We start from the raw sequence: 20,832 nt of genomic DNA, 5'->3' as shown, positions 1-20,832 counted from the left end.
GCGGCCGCCCGGATGCCACCGAATTGAACGGCGTCACTTGGCCGCGGGCGGCGAGACCTCGTAGTTGCCCTCGGTGCCCTTGACGGTGATCGGGACCTGCTGCGGTTTGCCGTTGACGGTGGCGGTGCACTCGAACTTCGCGCCGTCCTCCACCTTCTGCTCGGCCGGGCAGGTGACCCCGCTGACGCCCTGGATCTTGTAGGTGTCGGTGAGCAGCTTCGCGACGTCGGTCTGCATCTGGGTGTTGTTGAAGACCTGGGTCTTGAAGAAGCCGGGCGCGACGAACCCGAGGATCGCCACGACGGCCACCACGACGACGAGCGCGCCGATCCCGATGAACAGGCCCTTCTTCGACCCGCCCGAGGATTCCGGCGCGGCTCCGCCGGGCTGGCCGTAGTCGTACTGGCCGGGCTGCTGGCCGCCGTACTGCTGCTGTTGCTGCGGCTCGCCGTAGGGCTGCTGCTGGTTGTACGAGGGCGGCTGCTGCCCGTACGGCGGCGGCTGCTGGCCCCACTGGGGTTGCTGCGGCGACTGCTGTTGCGGGTAGCCGCCGGGCTGCTGACCGTACTGCGGGTCTTGACCGTAGGGCTGTTGCCCGTACTGCTGGGGCGGGTACGGCTGCTGCTGCCCGCTCTGCGGGTACGCGCCGCCCGGCTGCTGCCCGTAGTTGGGGTCGCCGCCGTAGGGCTGTTGCCCGTACTGGGGCTGCTGCCGCGGGTCGTTGCCGCCATACGGCGTGCTCATCGTTAGCCTCCGCCTTCGTCTGTCCGCCTCCGCAGGCCGGGCCGCGGGTGTCGTGCGCGATCCAACCACAGGTCTGGACCTAGCACACGTGTCCGCGCGCAGTCGCTGCGAAGGTGTGCCCTAGCGGTCACGCCGCGCCCGCGGCCACCACGCCGCGGCGCAGCGCCCGGACCGCTTGCGCCGCCGCCGAACCGACCGGGTCTTCCTTGCCGAGGACGTCGCGGACCTGGTCGAGCAGGTCGATGACCTGGCGGCACCAGCGGACGAAGTCTCCCGCGGAAAGTTCCTGTCCGTTGGTCTCGGCCGCGGTGAGGACCTTCTCCAGGGATTCGCCGCGCGCCCACCGGTAGACCGGCCACGCGAAGCCCGCGTCGGGTTCACGGGTGCGGTCGAGACGGTGGCGGCGTTCGTCCTCGGTGAGTTCGACCCACAGCCTGCTGGTTTCCTGCCACGCGCCGGGGACCGCGCCGCCGGGGAGCCGGGGTTCGCCCGCGGTGTCGCGGCGGGCTTCGAACACGAGCGTGGACACGACCGCGGCGAGTTCTGCCGGGCCGAGGCCGTTCCAGACGCCGTGCCGGATGCATTCGGCGGCGAGCAGGTCGGATTCGCTGTAGAGGCGGGTGAGGCGGCGGCCGTGTTCGGTGACGCGGTCCTCCCCGTCACCAGGGCGGACGTAGCCGCGTTCCCCGAGCAGCCGCAGGATCCGGTCGAACGCGCGGGCCAGCGAGTGCGTGGTGGCCGCGACCTTGCGTTCGAGCTGTTCGGTTTCGGCGGACAGCCGCTGGTAGCGCTCGACCCAGCGCAGGTTGGCCTCGCGCTCGGCGAGGCCGTGGCACGGGTGGGCGCGCAGGGCGCGGCGCAGCGAGGCAAGTTCGGCGTCGTCGGCGGCCGCGGTGCGGCGGCGCTGCCGTCCGGGCAGGGCGATGCCGGCGTTGCGCAGCGACGAGGCGATGTCGCGGCGGGTTTTGGGCGAGCGCAGTTCGAGGTGCTTGGGCAGCCGGATCCGGCCGAGCGCTTCGACCGGGGCCGGGAAGTCGGCCACCGACAGCGGTCCGGACCAGCGGTCCTCGGTGACCACGACCGGCCGGGGTTCGCGGATCGGGTCGAGGCCGGGGTCGACGACGACGGCGAGCCCGGCGCGGCGGCCGGCCGGGACCGGGATGACGTCGCCCTTGCGGAGTTTCTCCAGCGACGCGGCGGTTTCGGCGCGGCGGGAGGAGGTGTTCTGCCGGGACAGCGTCTTCTCGCGGGCGGAGATCTGGGCGCGGAGTTCGACGTATTCGAGCATCTGGTCGAACTCGCCGGAGATCGCCGCGGTGTAGCCCTTGAGGGCTTCCTTGTTGCGTTCGATCCGGCGCGCGGTGCCGACCACCGACCGGTCGGCCTGGAACTGCGCGAACGACTGTTCCAGCAGGTCGCGGGCCGCGTCCGCGCCGACCTGGGAGACCAGGTTGACCGCCATGTTGTAGCCGGGGCGGAACGAGGAGCGCAGCGGGTAGGTGCGGGTGGACGCGAGCCCGGCGACGGCCTTCGGGTCGACGCCGGGCTGCCAGGCGACGACGGCGTGGCCCTCGATGTCGATGCCGCGGCGGCCGGCGCGGCCGGTGAGCTGGGTGTACTCGCCCGGGGTGAGGTCGACGTGCGCCTCGCCGTTGTATTTCACGAGCCGTTCGAGCACGACGGTGCGGGCGGGCATGTTGATGCCGAGGGCGAGGGTTTCGGTCGCGAACACGACCTTGACCAGGCCGCGGACGAACAGTTCCTCGACGGTTTCCTTGAACGCGGGCAGCAGCCCGGCGTGGTGGCCGGCGAAGCCGCGTTCGAGCGCTTCGCGCCATTCCCAGTAGCCGAGGACGCCGAGGTCGCCCTCGGGCAGATCGGCGGTGCGGGCGTCGACGATCCGGCGGATCTCCTCGACCTGTTCGGGGCCGTTGAGCCGCAGGCCGGAGCGGACGCACTGGGAGACCGCGGCGTCGCAGCCGGCGCGGGAGAAGATGAACACGATCGCGGGCAGCAGCCCCGCGTGGTCGAGCCGTTCGACCACGTCCACGCGCGAGGGCGGGCGGAACCTGGGCCCGCGCGGCGGGCCGCCCCTCCGGCCGCCGCGGGGTCCGCGGAAGCTGGGCGCGAACCGGCCCATCTCGTCGGTTTTGCGCAGCAGCGTGGGGTTGATCCGCAGCTGCTCGCCCGGGTCGGCTTCGTTCTGCCCGGCGAACAGGTCGAGCAGCTGGTTGCCGACCAGCATGTGCTGCCAGAGCGGGACCGGCCGGTGCTCGTCGACGACGACGGTGGTGTCGCCGCGGACCTCGACGAGCCATTCGCCGAATTCCTCGGCGTTGCTGACCGTGGCGGACAGGCCGACGACGCGGACGTGGTCGGGCAGGTGGAGGATCACTTCCTCCCAGACCGCGCCGCGGAAGCGGTCGGCGAGGTAGTGGACCTCGTCCATGACGACGTAGCCGAGTTCGGGGATGGCGGAACTGCCGGCGTAGAGCATGTTGCGGAGCACCTCGGTGGTCATGACGACCACCTGGGCGTTGCCGTTGATCGAGGTGTCGCCGGTGAGCAGGCCGACGGCGTCGTTGCCGTAGCGTTCGACGAGGTCGGCGTACTTCTGGTTCGACAGGGCCTTGATCGGCGTGGTGTAGAAGCATTTGCGGCCCTCGGCGAGGGCGAGGTGGACGGCGAACTCGCCGACCACGGTCTTGCCGGCTCCGGTGGGGGCGCAGACCAGGACGCCGTGGCCCTCTTCGAGCGCTTCGCAGCCGCGGATCTGGAAATCGTCGAATTCGAAGGCCGATTCGGCGGAAAACCGGGTCAGCTGGGGGTGCTTGGCGCGGCGACGGGAGGCAGCGTAGGCCTCGGCCGGCGATGGTGAAGGGCTAGTGGCCACCCCTTCAGGGTTCCACACGCCCCTGACATTCCGCACGCGGCGTGCCGCCGGTCACGGCACCGGCGCGACGACGGTGAGCGCGGAGGGCACGCAGGTGGCTTCGACCGGAGCCTGGCCCAGGTCTTCGCCGTCGGCGTAGACCGGCCAGCCGGGCGCTTCGATCCGGAGGGTGCGGGTGCGGAAGGTTTCGACGCTGTCCTTGTGCACGTGTTCGCCGGTGCGCAGCTGCGGGAGCATCCGCAGCAGGCGGGCGCGGCCGGGGGCGCCGATGACGGTGACGTCGAAGAGGCCGTCGCCGGGGTCGGCGTCCGGGCAGATCGGGATGCCGCCGCCGTAGTACGGGGTGTTGCCGACGGCGATGAGGCTCGAATCGCCGGAGAAGGCGCCGTGGTCGGTGTGCACGACGCTCGGGCGGGGCTTGAACGCGGCGAGCTCGGCGAGGATCGCCAGGTCGTAGCGGCGGGGTCCGGCGGGCCAGCGCATCGCGTTCGCGCGGGCGTTGACGGCGGCGTCGAATCCGGCGCACAGCACGGTGGCGAACCAGGTGTCGCCGGCGCGGCCGAGGTCGACGCTGCGGCGGTGCCCGGCTCGCAGGGCTTTCGCGAGGGCGTCGGCGGCGGCGCGCGGGTCGGCGGGGACGCCGAGGGCGCGGGCGAGGTCGTTGCCGGTGCCGGAGGGGACGAGACCGAGCGCGACGCCGTGGTCGGCGCAGAACTGGACGCCCTGGTGGGCCGCGCCGTCGCCGCCGAGGACGATCAGCACGTCGAGGCCTTCGGCGTGCGAGGACCGCATGAGCGCGCGGGATTCCTCGACACTGGTGGCGGTGAGGAGGTCGAGCCGGTCGACGGCGGGCCGGAGCCGCGCCGCGACCGCTTCGGCGGCGCGGGCCGCGGCGCCGCGACCGGAGGCCGGGTGCACGGCCAGTGCTGCGTTCAGTCCCACGGTCAGGTGATGTCGTCGGTGGAGTTGCCGGTCGGGCGTTTCACGGCCGGCTGGTCCTCGTCGACGGTGCTCGGCGTGTAGTTGAACGGCGCGGGCTCGTCGTCGGCGAGCTGGTCCCAGCCCTCGTCGTGGCGGACGCGGTCGAGCTTGCGGTCGTGGAAGCGGGCGATCTGGATCGACAGCTCGAACAGCAGGGTGAGCGCGCCGGCGAGGCCGAGCATCGAGAACGGGTCCGAGCCGGGGGTGGCGAACGCGGCGAACACGAACAGCGCGAACACGATGCCGCGGCGCCACTTCTTGAGCTGCTGGTACTTGAGCACGCCGACGCGGTTGAGCATCACCACGAGCAGAGGCAACTCGAAGCTGACGCCGAAGATCACCAGCAGCGACAGGATGAACGAGATGTACTTGTCACCGGTGAGGGCGGTGACGAACTGGTCCTGGCCGAACCCGGCCAGGAGCGCCAGCGCGTGCGGGACGAGCAGGTAGGCCAGCACCGCGCCGGCGGCGAAGAGGACCGAGGCGAAGCCGACGAAGGTCAGCGCGTACTTGCGCTCCTTGGCGTAGAGGCCGGGGGCGATGAACGCCCACAGCTGGTAGAGCCAGGCCGGGGACAGCAGGACCGCGCCCGCCGCGACGCCGACCTTCAGCCGGAGCATGAAGACTTCGAACGGGACGGTCTGCAGCAGCCGGCAGCCGGATTCGCCGCCGAACCGCTGCGAGGCCGGGATGGCGCAGTACGGGTGGGTCATGATGTCGCCGAGCGACGGGATCGGGCCGAACCGCTGCCCGAACCAGATGAACCCGAAGATCGCGCCGATGACGACGAAAAAGACCGCCCAGCCGAGCCGGCGGCGGAACTCGTAGATGTGCTCGATGAGCGTCATCGTGCCGTCGGGGTTTTTCCGACGGCTGCGCCGGCTCCGCTTGCTGGACCGGCTGCCGTTGCCGTTGGCGGCTTCCGCCACTGGTCGTTCCGTTCTCGTCAGAGCCCAGCGGGGCGCGCCTCGCCGGCGCGCCGCCGTGGACCGGGGACCGGGTGGTGCGCGCGGAGGGTCAGCTCGCGTTCTTCTGCGGCTGGTCGGCCGAGGCCGCCTGCTGCTTCTTCAGTTCGTCGAGCTGGCGCTGGAGGTCGGCGACCTGCTTGTCCTGCGCGGTCTGCGCGGGCGCGGGGGCGGCGATGTGCCGGGTGTCGGCGGACTCGGCCTCGGCTTCGGCCTTCTGCTCGCCGGTCAGGTCCTTGGTCTCGGCCTTGAAGATCTTCATGGACTTGCCGATGGACCGGGCCGCGTCCGGGAGCCGCTTCGCTCCGAACAGCAGAACCACCACGAGCACCAGAACGATGATGTGCCACGGCTGCAGCGCGTTCATGGTCGTCTGCCCTCCTTGTCTGGGGTCTGTGCTGATGTTACTTGTTGCCGGGCGCCGGGCGGCGTTCGGCCACGGCCACACGAAGTGCCGCGGACCGGGCCCGGAGCAGTCCGGTCCGGTCGTGGGTGCCCGCACTGACCATGCTCACGGTGCGGCGGAAGCGGCGCAAGACTCCGGCGGTCCGTACCAGCAGCAGGGCCAGGACGAGCAGGCCGGCCGCGATCAGCACATAGACGGGCAGGTACGGCACGAAAACCACCTTATCGGTCGGAGATGGACGTGAGGTGACGGGCACGCGCCACGGCGTCGGCGGCTCGGCGACCGACGGCCTCGGCGAGTGTGGCGGGGCTCTCCACCTGGGCTTCCCCGCCGAGGCTGAGCACGAGCCGGACCATCCAGGGCTCGTCGCTGTAGCGCATCGCGATGCGCAGCCGTCCGCCGTCGAGTTCGGCGAGTTCCTCGCACGGGTAGTACTCGGCGACCCAGCGGGCGTCGGGGTCGAGCACGAGATGGGCGACCCGCTGATCGGGACGGGCGGAAAACACGCCGTCGGACAGGTCGGTGGGCCGCGCGTGGGCGGGCGGAGCTGCGGGTTCGTCCAATACGGTGAGCGCGTCCACCCGGTCGAGGCGGAAGAGGCGGACCCCTTCGACACGACGGCACCACGCTTCGAGGTAGCCGACGCCTTGGACGATGACGAGCCGCATCGGGTCCACGGTGCGTTCGGTGATCTGGTCGCGCGAGGCGGTGTAGTAGCGCATCCGCAGCGCGCGGCCTTCTTGCAGCGCGCCGGCGACGGTCTCGCGGGTGCGGGCGGCGCGGGCTCCTTCCCGCACGCCTCCCCCGACGACGACCCCGGCTGGGCGGGCTTGTCCGGCGGCGTCCTCGATTTTGGCGATGGCGCGGCGGACCGCGTCGCCGTCGACCACGCCCGGGGTCTCGGCGAGCGCGCGCAGCGCGACCAGCAGCGCGGTGGCTTCGCCGCCGGTGAGGCGCAGCGGGCGGCTCATCCCGGCGTCGTGGGTGACGACGATGGTGTCGCCCTCGAAGGACAGGTCGATGAGGTCGCCGGGGCCGTAGCCGGGCAGGCCGCACATCCACAGCAGTTCGAGGTCTTTGCGCAGCTGGCGCGGGGTGACGTCGAAGTCCTGGGCGGCCTCGTCGATCCGGATGCCGGGGCGGGCCAGCAGGTAGGGCACGAGGGCGAGCAGCCTGGGCATGCGTTCGCCGGAGGCGGTCATCGCGCGCTCCCCTGTCCGGCGCGGGCGAGGACGGCTTCGAGCCGGTGCTGCACGGATTTGGCCAGCACGTCCGGTTCGAGCACGAGCACGTCCGGGCCTTGCGCGGCGATCCAGTCGGCGGCCGATTCCGGGAAGTACAGGCCGATCTCGATCACGTCGCCTTCCTCGCCGGCGATGGTTTCGCGGCCCACGACGTCGCCGCGGCGGCGGACTCCCGCGGCGCGCCCGTCGGCGATCCACAGCCGGGCGGTGGTCACCGGAGCCGGGTCTTCGCTGCCTCCGGTCACCGACACGAGCTTCAGCAGGTTGACGCCTTCGGGCCGCGCCACCGCACCCGGTTTCCCGATCGCGGCCACCTTTCCGGTGACGCGGGAAAGCCGGAAGCACCGGGGCGCGTCCCGGTCGCGGTCGTGCCCGACGACGTACCACCGGGCCCGCCAGGACACGACGCCCCACGGTTCGAGCGTGCGGATGCGGCGCTCGGGCGACCCGCTGCGCCGGTATTCGAAGCGGACCGCCTGCCCGGCCTGGACGGCGGCGAGCATCGGCGCGAACGCCGGTTCGGCGCGCACCCGCGGCTCGATGACGGTCGGAGCCTGGTCGTCGACCTCGACACCGGCCGCGCGCAGTTTCACCAGCGCTCCCTGGGCCTGCCCGGTGAGTTCCGGCGAATCCCAGAGCCGGACCGCGAGCCCGACGGCCGCCGCCTCGTCCGGGGCGAGGTCGATCTCGCCGAGTTCGTAGTCGCGGCGGGCGATGCGGTAGCCCTCGACCGGGTCGAAGACGGAGTTGCGGCCGGTCTCGAGCGGGATGCCGAGTTCCCGCAGTTCGGTCTTGTCCCGCTCGAAGGTGCGGAAAAAGGCGTCGTCGCTGGCCGCGTCGGCGTACCCGGGCACGATCCCGCGGATCCGCTCCGCGGTGAGGTACTGCCGGGTGGAGAGAAGGGCCAGCACGAGGTTGACCAGCCGTTCGGCGCGTGCGGTGGACACCAGACGACTCTAGCTCTCCCCGTCCAGCGCGATCGCGAGGTCCGCCCCGCGCGCGTCGCGCCTGGTCAGAACGCGGTGCCGCGAGGGGACCCTCCGCACCGGTCTTGTCACGCACCGATGTTCCGGGCGGCTTCCCTGCCCGGAACGGCTTCCCTCTTACGGAACCAGCTTCGCCACGCGCCCCTTGGCTCCGCTGGCCCAGCACGCACCGGACCACGTGCAGTCGACCGTGTCGAAGCTGCCCTTATCGAACGAAACCCAGTGTCTGCCCGCGTCGCGGCTCAGATCGCTCCCGCCAGGCCCGACAGCCATCACAGTGCCACCGCGCCAGGCGAGCCCGGAACGGTACCCGGCGGGATGCTCCGGCGGCGTGCGCCAGCTGCTCCCGCCGTCGCGGCTCACCGCCACAGCCGGACCAGCCGCAGTCGGATTGGCGTAGTCCCCGCCGATCGCCACCCCCTGCCACGGCGTACGAAACGCCACCGCGAAAACCCCAGCCGACGCACTGCTGGGCAACGGCGTCTCAGCCGCCCTCCAGTGCCGCCCGCCGTCCCCAGAGTGCAGAACACGCGCATGCGCCCCGCCGCCAGTAGCGAGCCACGCGTCAAACGGCCCAGACGTGGTGATGCACTGCCCGCTAGCGGCGAACCCAGCCTCTCCAGGCTCCGCGGCCGGGAACGCGTCCTCCGGAACCTGCCGCCAGCTACGCCCGCCGTCAAAAGTGGCCTGCACCCGGAATTTCCCGCCGACCGGGTCGCTCATCGCGAGACCGCGCCACGGGTCGAAAAACGCAAGACAGTCGTAAAACGCCGCGGAATCAGGATTGCTGAACGTCTGCCGCCAATGCTCGCCACCGTCGTCGGTGCGGTAAACCCGGGAATCCGCCCCAGGCCCGATCGACAACACCACAGCGCGCTCCGCGTCGAACGCCTCGATATCGCGAAACTCGAGCTTCCTGGTACCCGGCGGCCCAACCGGCGCCCACGTGCCCCCGCCGTCAACCGTCCGCAGCACAGTGCCCTGAGTCCCGCTGACCCAAGCGACCCGCTCGCTCACCGCAGACAACCCACGAAACTGCGCTGCCGTCCCCGTAGGCAAAAGCCGCCACGACGGCAACGAAGATGCCGCAGCCACCCCACCCAACCCCACCGACAGCACCGCTACGAGGACCAGCACCCTCCGAAACGCACGCATGCGGAGATCCTGCCCCACCCGGCTGACGACTTTCGTCGGTTTCTCCGCTGCCCGCAACGCTTTCCCGCCCCGCCGCCCCGGCACTTCACCTCTCACCCGAGTGCCACCGCGGGATCGCGTCGGCGTGCGAAGGGCGATGTGCACGGCCCCCAGGCCGGGCGCATCGCCCTTCGCACGCCGACTTCAAGGCGATCCCGCACGCGCCGACGGAGTCGGTGCCAAATTACAGCGACCCGATCAACCTCTCCACCCGCTCATCCACCGACCGGAACGGGTCCTTGCACAGCACAGTCCGCTGGGCCTGGTCGTTCAGCTTCAAATGCACCCAGTCCACCGTGAAGTCCCGCCCAGCAGCCTGCGCCGCCGCGATAAAGTCCCCACGCAACTTCGCCCGGGTAGTCTGCGGCGGAGTGTCCTTCGCCGCCTCGATCTCGCCGTCGTCGGTGACCCGCCGCACCAGCCCCTTCCGCTGCAGCAGGTCGAAAATCCCCCGCCCGCGCCGGATGTCGTGGTACGCCAGATCCAGCTGCGCCACCCGGGGACTGGACAGATCCAGGTCGTGCTTGGCCCGGTACCGCTCGACCAGCCGGTGCTTGATCGCCCAGTCGATCTCGGTGTCGATCTTGCTGAAGTCCTGTTCCTCGACCGCCTCCAGCGCGCGACCCCACAGCTCCACGACCCGCTCGTTCGCCGGGGTGGACCCGTTTTCCTTCAAATGCTGCACGGCCCGCGCGTGATACTCCCGCTGGATGTCCAGCGCGGACGCCTCGCGCCCGCCGGCCAGCCGGACCTGGCGGCGTCCGGTCAGGTCGTGGCTGATCTCGCGGATCGCCCGGATCGGGTTGTCCAGGGTGAAGTCGCGGAACTGGACCCCGGCCTCGATCATCTCGAGCACCAGGTGCGCCGATCCGACCTTCAGCATCGTGGTCGGCTCGGCCATGTTGGAGTCGCCGACGATGACGTGCAGGCGCCGGTAGCGCTCGGCGTCGGCGTGGGGTTCGTCGCGGGTGTTGATGATCGGCCGGGACCGGGTGGTGGCGCTGGAGACGCCTTCCCAGATGTGCTCGGCGCGCTGGGAGAGGCAGTAGACCGCGCCGCGCGGGGTCTGCAGGACCTTGCCCGCCCCGCAGATGAGCTGGCGGGTGACGAGGAAGGGCAGCAGGACGTCGGCGATCCGGGAGAATTCCCCGGCACGGGTCACCAGGTAGTTCTCGTGGCAGCCGTAGGAGTTGCCCGCCGAGTCGGTGTTGTTCTTGAACAGGAAGATGTCGCCGCCGATGCCCTCGTCCGCGAGCCTGCGCTCGGCGTCCACGAGGAGGTCCTCGAGGATCCGTTCGCCTGCTTTGTCGTGCGTGACGAGCTGGGTGAGGTCGTCGCATTCGGCCGTCGCGTACTCCGGGTGCGAGCCCACGTCGAGGTAGAGCCTGGAGCCGTTGGACAGGAACACGTTGGACGAGCGTCCCCAGGAGACGACCCGCCGGAAGAGATAGCGCGCGACCTCGTCGGGCGAGAGCCTGCGCTGGCCGTGAAAGGTGCACGTGACCCCGAACTCGGTCTCGATGCCAAAGATCCGCCGCTGCATCCCACCAGAGTAGGCGCTGGACCCCCGCGGAAGGTGCGCCGTTCGGGCGGCGACACGCGGTCGGTACGTTGCAAGTGGTGACAATGCGGCGGAAACCGGTCGCCGGGACCGGGTGCGGCTCCGGCGCGGCCAGCGGAGGTGGACGAGAGTGTTCCAGCAGGTCGGCCGGGCATTCCGGCAGGTAGGGCGACGGGATCGGGCCTTGATGCGGCACAGTGCGGCGCTTCCTCGCACGCGGGCGGACGACGTGGTGACCGCGTTGTCCCGAAGCGCGGACAAATCCCGGCTCTGGTGGGGCGTGGCGGCTGTGCTCGCGGTCCGGAAGGGCCCGGCGCGGCGGGGCGCGCTGCGCGGGATCGCGGCCATCGCGGGGGCGAGCGCCGCGGCGAACCTGGTCGCGAAGCCGCTGTTCCCGCGCCGCCGTCCGGCCGAGGAGGAGATTCCCGCGCACCGTCAGCTGCGCAAACGGCCGACGTCGTCGTCGTTCCCGTCCGGGCATTCGGCTTCGGCGGCGGCGTTCGCGACCGCGGTCGCGATGGAGTCGCCGCGGGCCGGGCTCGCGCTCGTCCCGCTCGCCGGGGCGGTCGCGTACTCGCGGATCCACACCGGCGTGCACTGGCCGAGCGACGTCGCGGCGGGGCTGGCGATCGGGACCGGGGTCGCCGTGCTGACCCGGCACTGGTGGCCGCTGCACCCGGACGCCCGCGCCCGCACCGCCCATCCGGCCGAAGCGCCGGAGATGCGCGACGGCGAGGACATGCTGGCGCTGGTGAACCCGAATTCGGGCATCAACGGGCTGGACCCGACCGAGGACGTCCGCTATGCCTGGCCGAAGGCGTCGCTGGTCTATCCGGACCCGTCGCGGGATCTGCGCGAGCAGCTGGCCGACGAGATCGAAGCGCACGGGTCGGTCCGCGCGCTCGGCGTGGCGGGCGGGGACGGCACGGTCGCGGCCGTGGCGTCGGTCGCCGCCGAACGGGGGCTGCCGCTCGCGCTGATCCCGGCCGGGACGCTCAACCACTTCGCCCGCGACGTCGGGGTCCGCTCGATGCCGGACGCGGACGAGGCGACCGAGGGCGGGCACGCGGTCGGCATCGACCTGGCCGAGGTCGAGATCGACGGCTCCGGCGGGCCCGAGCACCGCTGGTTCGTCAACACCGCCAGCCTCGGCGGGTACCCGGAGATGGTGCGGCTGCGGGAAAAGCTGCAGAGCCGGTTCCCGAAGTGGCCGTCCGCGGCGATCGCACTGGTGCGCACGCTGCGGCGCGCGAAACCGCTGCGGGTCCAGCTGAACGGGAAGCCGACGCAGGTGTGGCTGATCTTCGTCGGCAACGGCACGTACGCGCCGAAGGGTTTCGCGCCCTCGCGGCGCCCGGCGCTCGACACCGGCCTGCTCGACGTCCGGTACGTGCGGGCGGACGTGCGCTGGTCGCGGATCCGGTTCGTGGCCGCGAGCCTCACCAACAGCCTGCACGCGAGCCACGTCTACCGGCAGCGGGACCTGCCGGAACTGCACGTCCGGCTGCTCGACGGGAACCGCCGGGTCGCCACCGACGGCGAGGTCGGGCCGCTCGGCCGGGAGTTCCGGTTCCGGTCGCGGCCGAGCGCGCTGACCGTCTACCGGAATCCGGACAGTGACTCCTGACCGCGTCGTGCCCTAAGGTCCCTCCGGGGGCGTTCGGCCGGGCACCGTGTTCTTCAGCTCACCGCTCTTTTCGACCCGGCGCTGACCTGCGCGCTTACCGTCCGCTCGCCCGCGGCGCAACAGTTCTTGACCATTCCTTTACCTTTTCTCAACGAATCCACAGCCAGCCGTCCCTAGCGTGATCTTCGAGGTGCGGACTGTCCTGTCCGCGCGAGTTCACGGCAGGGGTCTTCTCAGTGCGTTTTTCCTCCCGCGGTCGCAGCTGCCCGATTCCGGCGGGCCGCGGATGATCCAGATGCTGCCGCAGGCTGTCGACCCCGTCCTGCCCCCGTCGGTCACCTCCCAAGCGAGGGACCTCGGGCCGCTCGAATCCCCATTGCTGTGGTTGTCCGCCGCCGGGGCCGCCGCCGCGATCCTCGCCGTCACCATCGCGCTCGCGCACCACCGCCGCGTGCGCCGCTGGGGCATCAGCGGCTCGATCGCGCTGTTCCTGGTCGCCGCGGTCACCGCGGTGAACAGCTACGTCGGCTACGTCCGCACGCCCAGCGACCTCGGCAGGCTGCTGCAGCGCGGCGGCGGCGCGATGAACGTCGCGGGCACGCTGCTGCGCAGCGGCAGCGACGATCCGGCCGACAGCGCGGACCCCAGCGCCCCGGACCGGCCCTCCGGAAAGGCCAGCGGCAGCTCCCCCGCGGCCAGCCGTCCCCCGTCCGGAGCCAACGGCGGCACCGAGGTGCTGAACGTGCCCGACCCGGCGCACGGCGTGTCGAACGGCGAGAACTACGTGGTCCTCCCGGCCGGCTACCGCGACCCGGCGAACGCGGCCAAGCGCTACCCGGTCGTCTACCTCATCCACGGCTACCCCTACGGCGGCCCGCGCGACTGGCTCACCTCCGGCTCCGCGCCGCAGACGCTCAAGAGCCTCGAGGACGCGCACGTGATCCAGCCGATGATCATCGTGAGCGTCGACCTCACCGCCAACCGGCCGAGCACCGACTGGGAATGCCTCAACGTCCCGGGCGGCCCGCAGCTGGAGACGTACCTCGCCAGCAGCATCGTGCCCTCGGTCGACAAGCACTACCGCACAGTCCCCGACCGCGGACACCGCGCGCTCGGCGGCATGTCCGGCGGCGGCTTCGGCGCGCTCAACATCGGGCTGCACCACCTCGACGAGTTCGGCACGCTGCTGATCTCGCTGCCGTATGACGACCTGAACGATTCGGTCGGCGTCCTCGGCGGCAACCAGGCCGCGATCGCGGCGAACACCCCGCGCCGCTACATCCCGACGATGCCGTTCCCGCAGAAGCTCGCGGTCATGCTCACCGTCGGCACCGGCGCGCCGACCGACGTCGCGACCGCGCACCGCATCGCCGGGTCGCTGCAGCGGCGCGGCCAGGAGGTCGTGGTGCACGCCGAACGCGGGTTCAACCACACCTGGCACACCGCTCGCGCGACGCTCCCCTACATGCTCGCCTTCGCCGATCAGAACTTCCGCGCCGCTCCTGCCGCCTCCTGAGGACGGGCCCGGAAAAATATCTTCCGGGCCCTGTCCATCCGGGCGGGCGCCGTTCGTGGTGAGGTCAGTGCGGCACCACGGCCGCAGCGACCGACGAAGGAGCCCGACCATGAAGTACCTGCTGCTGATCCACGCTTCCGCGGCCACCGAGCAGGGCGGAGCCGCCGGCTGCGAGCCCAGCGACTGGATGGCCTACGACAAGGAAGTCCGCGACGCGGGGGTGTTCGTCAGCGGGGAATCGCTCGCCGATCTCGTCACCGCGACCAAGGTGCGGGTCGGCCCGGACGGCGAGCGTTCGATCACCACCGACGGCCCGTTCGCCGAGACCCGCGAGCTGCTCGGCGGGTTCTACGTGCTGGACGTGCCGGACCTCGACGCGGCGCTCGACTGGGCGGCCCGCTGCCCGGGTTCGCGCGACGGTTCGGTCGTGGTCCGCCCGATCGCCGATTTCGATGCCTGACGCGCGAGCGTCCGTGGCGGCCGTGTTCCGCGAGGAGCACGGCCGCCTGCTCGGCGCGCTGGTCCGCCGTTTCGGCGACCTCGACCTCGCCGAGGAGGTCGCCGCCGAAGCCGTGGAAGCCGCGCTGGTGCGCTGGCCGGTGGACGGCGTCCCGCCGAAACCGGGCGCGTGGCTGATGACCACCGCGCGCCGCAAGGCCGTCGACCGGCTCCGCCGGAACCAGGCGTACGCGGCGAAACTCGCTGTCCTGCAAGCGGAATCCGACCGCACCGACCCCGCACCGCTGCCCGGGGCCGACGGCGACCTTCCCGACGACCGGCTCCAGCTGTTCTTCACCTGCGCCCATCCCGCGCTGGCCGCCGAAGACCGGCTGGCGCTCACGCTGCGCTGCCTGGCCGGGCTCACGACTCCGGAGGTGGCGCGGGCGTTCCTCGTGCCGACCGCGACGATGGCGAAGCGGATCGTGCGGGCCAAGAACCGGATCCGCGACCACCGCATCCCGTTCCGCGTCCCCTCCGGCGACGAACTGCGCGCCCGGCTGCCCGGCGTGCTGCAGGTGCTGTATTCGCTGTTCACCGAGGGCTACGCGGCCAGCTCCGGCCCGGACATCCAGCGTCCGGACCTGGCCGGGGAAGCCATCCGGCTGGCGCGGATCCTGCACCGCCTGCTGCCCGGCGAACGCGAAACCACCGGCCTGCTGGCGCTTCTGCTGCTGGTCCACGCCCGCCGCGCCGCGCGCACCGGCCCGGACGGCGAGTTCGTCCTGCTCGAAGACCAGGACCGGACGTACTGGGACGCAGCGCTGATCGACGAAGGCCGCGCGCTGGTGCCGGTCGCGCTCACCGGCGGCCCGCCCGGGCCGTACGGAGTGCAGTCGGCGATCGCCGCGCTCCACGCCGAAGCACCGGACGTCGCCCGCACCGACTGGCCGCAGATCGTCGCGCTGTACGACATCCTGCTGACCCTCACGCCGACGCCGGTCGTCGCGCTCAACCGCGCGGCCGCGGTGGCGATGCGCGACGGACCCGAAGCCGGGCTGGAACTCCTGGACGGGCTAGCCGACGAACCTCGGCTGCAGGGCTACCACCCGTACGCCGCGGCTCGCGGAGACCTGCTGCACCGCCTCGGCCGCAACGACGAAGCAGCGGCGGCGTACCAGGAAGCTTTGGCCAGCGCGGGAACCGAGCCGGAGCGCGCCCATCTGCGTCAGCGGCTGGAAGCGCTCTGACTCGGCGCCCACCGGCTCAGCACCGGGTCGACGAGCGTCGTGAACGGCGCGGACAGCGTTTGCCCGTGCCGCCGGAACAGGTCGTCTCGCGAATCGAAACGGCCCAGATCCGCCAGCACCGTCGCGGACAGGTCGCACGCTCCGCCGACCTCGCAGGTGACGCCGTCCCAGTCGATCGCCGTTCGCGACACCGCGTCGAACAACGTTTCCCCGCTGTCATTGGAGAATCCCGGACTCGCCGCCAGCTCGGTCAACGGCCCGAACAGCTCCCCGACCGGCACCCAGGCGTCCGCGACCTCGAACTCCGGCCACGCCACCAAAACCCGCGACGGCACCAGGAACTTCAGCCGAGGAAACCGCGGATACCAGAACCGGCCGTCCACGACGAGACCCCGCACCCGCGTCGGAATCCCCTGCGCCCGCGCGACTCCCTCCAGAATCGCCAGCCGCTGACTGCACGAACCCCGCCCGCGCCGCAGCGTCCGCGAGATCGGCTGCCGCTCCTGCACCGCGTACACCGGCCGCACCGACCCGGCGATCACCCGGTGCGCGGCCCGCAACCCGGCAAGCCGATCCTCAGCCGCCGTCGCCCGCACCAAGTCCTGCACGAGCGGATCGCGCCAGTCGAGAATCGCCGTCGGGACCACACCGCCCGCAGCGGAACCGTCCCCGGCGACGCGCCGACGCCACCACGGGGTCACCAGCGCACACGTCATCCCGCCAGTATTCCCGAAAACGACCGCGGGCCGCCGGGATTTCCCCGGCGGCCCGCAGTGCGCTGCGTCATTCCTTCTCGGCCGAGCCCTTGTCGGAATCGTCCTTGCCGTCCTTGGCGTCCTCGTCCGGCTTCTCGGCAGGCTCCGCCTTCTCCGGCAGCAACGCCTCCAGCGCCGCCCCCGACAACCGCCGGAACGCCCGCCGCGGCTTCGCCCGGTCCAGCACCGCGACCTCGAGCTTGATCTCCGCCTCGGCCGCCGACCCGTTCCCGTTCGACGACGCCGCGGTCGCCCGCAACCCCTCGATCGCCGTCGCCAGCGCCGTCCGCAGATCGTGCTCCGGATCCACGACGTCCTTCAGCTTCGTGCTGATCGGCTCCGTCTGCCCGCCCATCACCACGAACGGCGACTCGTCGAAAATCGACCCGTCGAACGTCAACCGGTACAGCTGGTCCTCCGCCGCGGTCGCCCCGACCTCGGCCACGCACACCTCGACCTCGAACGGCTTCAGCTGCTCGGTGAAAATGCTGCCCAGCGTCGCCGCGTAGGCGTTCGCCAGCGCACGAGCGCTCACATCCCGCCGGTCGTACTGGTAGCCCTTCAGATCCGCGTGCCGGATCCCCGCCACCCGCAGGTTCTCGAACTCCGAATACCGGCCCACCGCGGCGAACCCGATCCGGTCGTAGATCTCGGAAACCTTGTGCAGCGTCGCCGACGGGTTCTCCGCCACGAACAGCACGCCGCCCGCGTACTTCAGCACAACCACGCTCCGGCCCCGCGCGATCCCCTTGCGCGCCAGCTCGGAACGCTCCCGCATCAACTGCTCGGGAGAGGCATACAACGGCATCGTCACGGTGTCGGCTCCACGTTCTCCGAAAACTCGGCAGTCATTGATTCAGCGGACATCGGCGGCCTCACACCGGCCGGTGGTGATTGCGCTCAGCGCGCCCCGCCACCACAGCCTCGGCCACCGCACCCGTCCGCTCCGCGGGCAGCACCACCGCACCGTCCTCCGCGGTGATGGTGATGACGTTCGGGAAAATCCGCCGCACCATGTCCGGCCCGCCGCTCGCGGTGTCGTCGTCCGCCGCGTCGTACAACGCCTCCAGCGCCGTCCGCACCGCCGCGTCCGCATCCGCGTCCGGGTCGTACAGCTTCTTCAGCGACGACTTCGCGAACAGCGAACCCGAACCCACGCTGGCGTACCCGGCGTGCTCCTCGTACCGCCCGCCCGCGGCGTCGTACGACACGATCCGGCCCGCGTGCTTCGCGTCCTCGGCCTCCAGGTCGTACCCGACGAACAGCGGCACGACGGCGAGACCCGCCATCGCCATCTCCAGATTCGCCTTCACCATCCCGGCCAGCTTGTTCGTCTTGCCGTCCAGCGAAAGCGAAACGCCCTCGATCTTCTCGTAATGCGCCAGCTCCACCGCGTACAGCCGGACCATCTCCACGGCCAGCCCCGCAGTCCCCGCGATGCCCACCGCCGAGTACTCGTCCGTGACGTGCACCTTCTCGATGTCCCGGCTCGCGATCAGGTTCCCCGACGTCGCCCGCCGGTCCCCGGCGATCAGCACCCCGCCGGCGAACGCGACCGCCACGATCGTCGTGCCGTGCGGCACGTCCAGCTCACCCGCGGGCACCCGCCGCGCCGGCAGCAGCTCCGGCGCGGTCGCGCGCACGAAATCCGCGAACGACGACGTCGTCGGCGAAAAGTAGGCCGACGGCAGTCCGGGCCCGGAAAAACCCGCCCCAGAGGAGGTGTTGTCCATACGTGCTCTCGGTTCCCATCTCATCCTGTGCCCGGCAACGCCGAGCACAACCTGCCCCCGGCGCCACCGCGCGAAACCTCCGGCCCAGCGCGCCCGCCGCACCGCCCCGCATCCGGGACGGCCGCGACGGGCAGGCGGCTACTCGCCGCCCTTCTGCACGTAAGCGCGGACGAAGTCCTCGGCGTTCTCCTCCAGCACGTCGTCGATCTCGTCGAGGATCGTGTCCACGTCCTCGCCGAGCTTCTCCCGCCGCTCCTGGCCCGCCCCGCCGGCGTCGTCGAACTCCTCGTCGGAATCGCCGCCGCCGTGCTTCTCGATCTTCTCCTGCGCCATCTCGCCTCCCGGTCTGGCCGATGTTCCCTAGCCTACCCAGCGGTACCGACGAAAAGGGCCTTCAACCGGCCCGAAACGCCGGGATCGCGCTAGTCCGAACCGGTGATCGCCTCCACCAGCTCCTCCGCCGTCGCCGCCGCGTCCAGCAGCTTCCCGACGTGCGCCTTCGTCCCCCGCAACGGCTCCAGCGTCGGGATCCGCACCAGCGACTCCCGGCCCACGTCGAAAATCACCGAATCCCACGACGCCGCCGCGATCGACGACGCGTACTTCTCCAGCGCCCTTCCCCGGAAGTAGGCGCGCGTGTCCGACGGCGGGGTCGTGATCGCCGCCTGCACCTCCTCCTCGGTGACCAGCCGCTTCATCGAACCCCGCGTGACCAGCCGGTTGTACAGGCCCTTGCCCAGCCGCACGTCCGAATACTGCAGGTCCACCAGCCGCAGCCGCGGCGCGCCCCACGCCAGCTGGTCCCGCTCCCGGTACCCCTCCAGCAGCCGCAGCTTCGCCGGCCAGTCCAGCCGGTCCGCGCACTCCTGCGGATCCCGCGCCAGCGCGTCCAGGATCTCGCCCCACACCCGCAGCACTTCCTTCGACGCCTCGTCCGCGCCCGTGCGCTCGAGGTTCGCCGACGCCAGCTCGTGATAGGCGAACTGCAGGTCCAGCCCGGTGAACTTCTTCCCGTTCGCCAGCTCGACCTTCGTCTTCAGCGTCGGGTCGTGGCTGATCTTGTGCACCGCCCGCACCGGCTCGTCCAGCTTCAGGTCGTCGAACCGCACGCCTGCCTCGATCAGGTCCAGCACCAGCGCCGTCGTCCCGACCTTCAGATACGTCGAGTACTCCGACAGGTTCGCGTCCCCGATGATCACGTGCAGCCGCCGGTACTTGTCCGCGTCCGCGTGCGGCTCGTCGCGCGTGTTGATGATCCCGCGCTTGAGCGTGGTCTCGAGCCCGACCTCGACCTCGATGTAGTCCGAGCGCTGCGAAAGCTGGAAACCCGCCTCCTCGCTCTGCTGCCCGATCCCCACCCGGCCCGAACCGCACATCACCTGCCGCGACGCGAAGAACGGCGTCAGCCCGCCGATCACCGCCGTGAACGGCGTCGACCGCTGCATCAGGTAGTTCTCGTGCGTGCCGTAGCTCGCGCCCTTGCCGTCCACGTTGTTCTTGTACAGCTGCAACGGCGGCTGTCCCGGCACGGTGGCCGCCTTCAGCGCGGCCTCCTCCATCACCCGCTCGCCCGCTTTGTCCCAGATCACCGCGTCCCGCGCGTTCGTGACCTCGGGCGCCGAGTACTCCGGATGCGCGTGGTCCACGTACAACCGCGCACCGTTGGTGAGGATGACGTTCGCCGCGCCCAGGTCCTCGACGTCCGGGTCGTGCCCCGGACCGCCCGGCCCGGTCAGGTCGAACCCGCGCGCGTCGCGCAACGGCGACTCCACCTCGTAGTCCCAGCGCGCCCGGCGCGCCCTCGGGATGTCCGCAGCCGCGGCGTAGGCCAGCACCACCTGAGTCGAGGTGAGCACCGGGTTCGCCGTGGCGTCCCCGGGCACGGCGATGCCGTACTCGACTTCGGTTCCCATGATCCGACGCATGCACACCACCCTACGGGTTCGGCGCGTGCGACGATGCCCCCATGCCAGGCAGTGACGAACTCGTTGCCCTCTATGACGACACCGGCCGCGCTGTCGGCGAGGTGCTCCGCTCCCGAGTGCGAGCCGAAGGACTCTGGCACGCCGCCGGGGTCGTCTTGCTCCGATCGGGCGACGGCCGCTCGGTCTACGTGCACCTCCGCACCGCGGACAAGGACACTTTCCCGTCCACCTGGGACTGCTGGGCAGGCGGCGTCGTCGCCCCCGGCGAAACCCCAGCCGACTGCGCCCGCCGCGAACTAGCCGAAGAACTAGGCGTCCACGGAGTGGAACTAAAACCCCTCTTCACCCAGATCTACGACCAGGGAACCATCCACTGCCACAACTTCGCCTTCGAAGCCCGCTACGACGGCCCCATCCGCCACCAGCCAGAAGAAATCGTAGAAGGCCACTGGCTCCCCCTAACCGACCTCCGCACCTGGGTCTTCTCCCCCACCCCCACCCCACCCTTCATCCCAGACGGCCTCCTAGGCATCCAAAAGTGGTTCCACCTTTACGGCTAACCAGCCCTCCCCCACCTGACCGAAACGCGGGATCGCGTCGGCGTGTCGAGGAGC

Annotated in this window: 20 protein-coding genes; 5 read left to right on the top strand and 15 right to left on the bottom strand. The window is 71.2% G+C overall.

What is annotated here, in order from left to right; all coding sequences use genetic code 11:
- Nucleotides 1–33 precede the first annotated feature (33 nt).
- From ACWGIC_RS37555 to pafA, 10 genes are all read right to left on the bottom strand, one after another.
- Nucleotides 34–744, bottom strand: coding sequence for a DUF4333 domain-containing protein (locus ACWGIC_RS37555; RefSeq protein ID WP_452080696.1), 711 nt, complete (start codon nucleotides 742–744; stop codon nucleotides 34–36).
- A 127-nt stretch (nucleotides 745–871) separates the two neighbouring features.
- Nucleotides 872–3,637, bottom strand: a complete 2,766-nt coding sequence (locus ACWGIC_RS37550) for a DEAD/DEAH box helicase (RefSeq protein ID WP_452080695.1) — start codon at nucleotides 3,635–3,637, stop codon at nucleotides 872–874.
- A 51-nt stretch (nucleotides 3,638–3,688) separates the two neighbouring features.
- Entirely contained in the window at nucleotides 3,689–4,579 is an 891-nt protein-coding gene (locus ACWGIC_RS37545) for a diacylglycerol/lipid kinase family protein (RefSeq protein ID WP_452080694.1), read from the bottom strand.
- A gap of 2 nt (nucleotides 4,580–4,581) precedes the next feature.
- Entirely contained in the window at nucleotides 4,582–5,547 is a 966-nt protein-coding gene (tatC, locus tag ACWGIC_RS37540; protein ID WP_452080693.1) for a twin-arginine translocase subunit TatC, read from the bottom strand.
- Nucleotides 5,548–5,635: 88 nt separating this feature from the next.
- Complete coding sequence (gene tatA / locus ACWGIC_RS37535) at nucleotides 5,636–5,950, bottom strand: Sec-independent protein translocase subunit TatA (RefSeq protein WP_182896292.1); 315 nt, start codon at nucleotides 5,948–5,950, stop codon at nucleotides 5,636–5,638.
- A 37-nt stretch (nucleotides 5,951–5,987) separates the two neighbouring features.
- Entirely contained in the window at nucleotides 5,988–6,200 is a 213-nt protein-coding gene (locus ACWGIC_RS37530; protein WP_452080692.1) for a bacteriophage holin, read from the bottom strand.
- A 10-nt stretch (nucleotides 6,201–6,210) separates the two neighbouring features.
- Complete coding sequence (locus ACWGIC_RS37525; RefSeq protein WP_452080691.1) at nucleotides 6,211–7,191, bottom strand: helix-turn-helix transcriptional regulator; 981 nt, start codon at nucleotides 7,189–7,191, stop codon at nucleotides 6,211–6,213.
- Nucleotides 7,188–8,180 carry a helix-turn-helix transcriptional regulator gene (locus ACWGIC_RS37520; protein ID WP_452080690.1) on the bottom strand — a complete coding sequence of 331 codons (993 nt, stop codon included), beginning with the start codon at nucleotides 8,178–8,180 and terminating at the stop codon, nucleotides 7,188–7,190. The genes ACWGIC_RS37525 and ACWGIC_RS37520 overlap by 4 nt, the downstream gene beginning before the upstream one ends.
- A gap of 156 nt (nucleotides 8,181–8,336) precedes the next feature.
- Nucleotides 8,337–9,374, bottom strand: a complete 1,038-nt coding sequence (locus ACWGIC_RS37515) for a WD40/YVTN/BNR-like repeat-containing protein (RefSeq protein WP_452080689.1) — start codon at nucleotides 9,372–9,374, stop codon at nucleotides 8,337–8,339.
- A 223-nt stretch (nucleotides 9,375–9,597) separates the two neighbouring features.
- Nucleotides 9,598–10,956, bottom strand: a complete 1,359-nt coding sequence (pafA, locus tag ACWGIC_RS37510) for a Pup--protein ligase (RefSeq protein ID WP_037806466.1) — start codon at nucleotides 10,954–10,956, stop codon at nucleotides 9,598–9,600.
- A 205-nt stretch (nucleotides 10,957–11,161) separates the two neighbouring features.
- Here pafA and ACWGIC_RS37505 point away from each other — a divergent pair, with 205 nt between their 5' ends.
- From ACWGIC_RS37505 to ACWGIC_RS37490, 4 genes are all read left to right on the top strand, one after another.
- On the top strand, nucleotides 11,162–12,601 hold the full coding sequence (locus ACWGIC_RS37505; protein WP_452080688.1) for a phosphatase PAP2 family protein: 1,440 nt from the start codon (nucleotides 11,162–11,164) through the stop codon (nucleotides 12,599–12,601).
- Between the two features lie 295 nt (nucleotides 12,602–12,896).
- Nucleotides 12,897–14,117: an alpha/beta hydrolase gene (locus tag ACWGIC_RS37500; RefSeq protein ID WP_452080687.1), complete on the top strand. Its 1,221-nt coding sequence runs from the start codon at nucleotides 12,897–12,899 to the stop codon at nucleotides 14,115–14,117.
- Nucleotides 14,118–14,226: 109 nt separating this feature from the next.
- Nucleotides 14,227–14,577, top strand: a complete 351-nt coding sequence (locus tag ACWGIC_RS37495; protein WP_452080686.1) for a YciI family protein — start codon at nucleotides 14,227–14,229, stop codon at nucleotides 14,575–14,577.
- A complete protein-coding gene (locus ACWGIC_RS37490; RefSeq protein WP_452080685.1) occupies nucleotides 14,570–15,805 on the top strand; it encodes an RNA polymerase sigma factor in 1,236 nt (411 codons plus the stop codon). Before ACWGIC_RS37495 ends, ACWGIC_RS37490 begins: the two co-directional genes overlap by 8 nt.
- Here the strand turns inward: ACWGIC_RS37490 and ACWGIC_RS37485 are convergent.
- From ACWGIC_RS37485 to dop, 5 genes are all read right to left on the bottom strand, one after another.
- Nucleotides 15,784–16,521, bottom strand: coding sequence for a transglutaminase domain-containing protein (locus ACWGIC_RS37485; RefSeq protein ID WP_452080684.1), 738 nt, complete (start codon nucleotides 16,519–16,521; stop codon nucleotides 15,784–15,786). The two genes, ACWGIC_RS37490 and ACWGIC_RS37485, sit on opposite strands and share 22 nt — an antisense overlap.
- 67 nt (nucleotides 16,522–16,588) lie before the next feature.
- Nucleotides 16,589–17,374: a proteasome subunit alpha gene (gene prcA, locus ACWGIC_RS37480; RefSeq protein ID WP_452080683.1), complete on the bottom strand. Its 786-nt coding sequence runs from the start codon at nucleotides 17,372–17,374 to the stop codon at nucleotides 16,589–16,591.
- A 61-nt stretch (nucleotides 17,375–17,435) separates the two neighbouring features.
- Complete coding sequence (gene prcB, locus ACWGIC_RS37475) at nucleotides 17,436–18,293, bottom strand: proteasome subunit beta (protein ID WP_452080682.1); 858 nt, start codon at nucleotides 18,291–18,293, stop codon at nucleotides 17,436–17,438.
- A 138-nt stretch (nucleotides 18,294–18,431) separates the two neighbouring features.
- Nucleotides 18,432–18,626: a ubiquitin-like protein Pup gene (locus tag ACWGIC_RS37470; RefSeq protein WP_037806475.1), complete on the bottom strand. Its 195-nt coding sequence runs from the start codon at nucleotides 18,624–18,626 to the stop codon at nucleotides 18,432–18,434.
- Nucleotides 18,627–18,715: 89 nt separating this feature from the next.
- Nucleotides 18,716–20,218, bottom strand: a complete 1,503-nt coding sequence (gene dop / locus ACWGIC_RS37465; RefSeq protein ID WP_452080681.1) for a depupylase/deamidase Dop — start codon at nucleotides 20,216–20,218, stop codon at nucleotides 18,716–18,718.
- A gap of 41 nt (nucleotides 20,219–20,259) precedes the next feature.
- On the opposite strand from dop, the gene ACWGIC_RS37460 reads away from it, so the two are divergent.
- Nucleotides 20,260–20,778, top strand: a complete 519-nt coding sequence (locus ACWGIC_RS37460; protein WP_452080680.1) for an NUDIX hydrolase — start codon at nucleotides 20,260–20,262, stop codon at nucleotides 20,776–20,778.
- Nucleotides 20,779–20,832 lie beyond the last annotated feature (54 nt).

Source organism: Amycolatopsis sp. NPDC054798, assembly GCF_053611505.1.
Note: the sequence above shows the minus strand (reverse complement) of the source record. Positions and strands in the feature narration are given on the sequence as shown.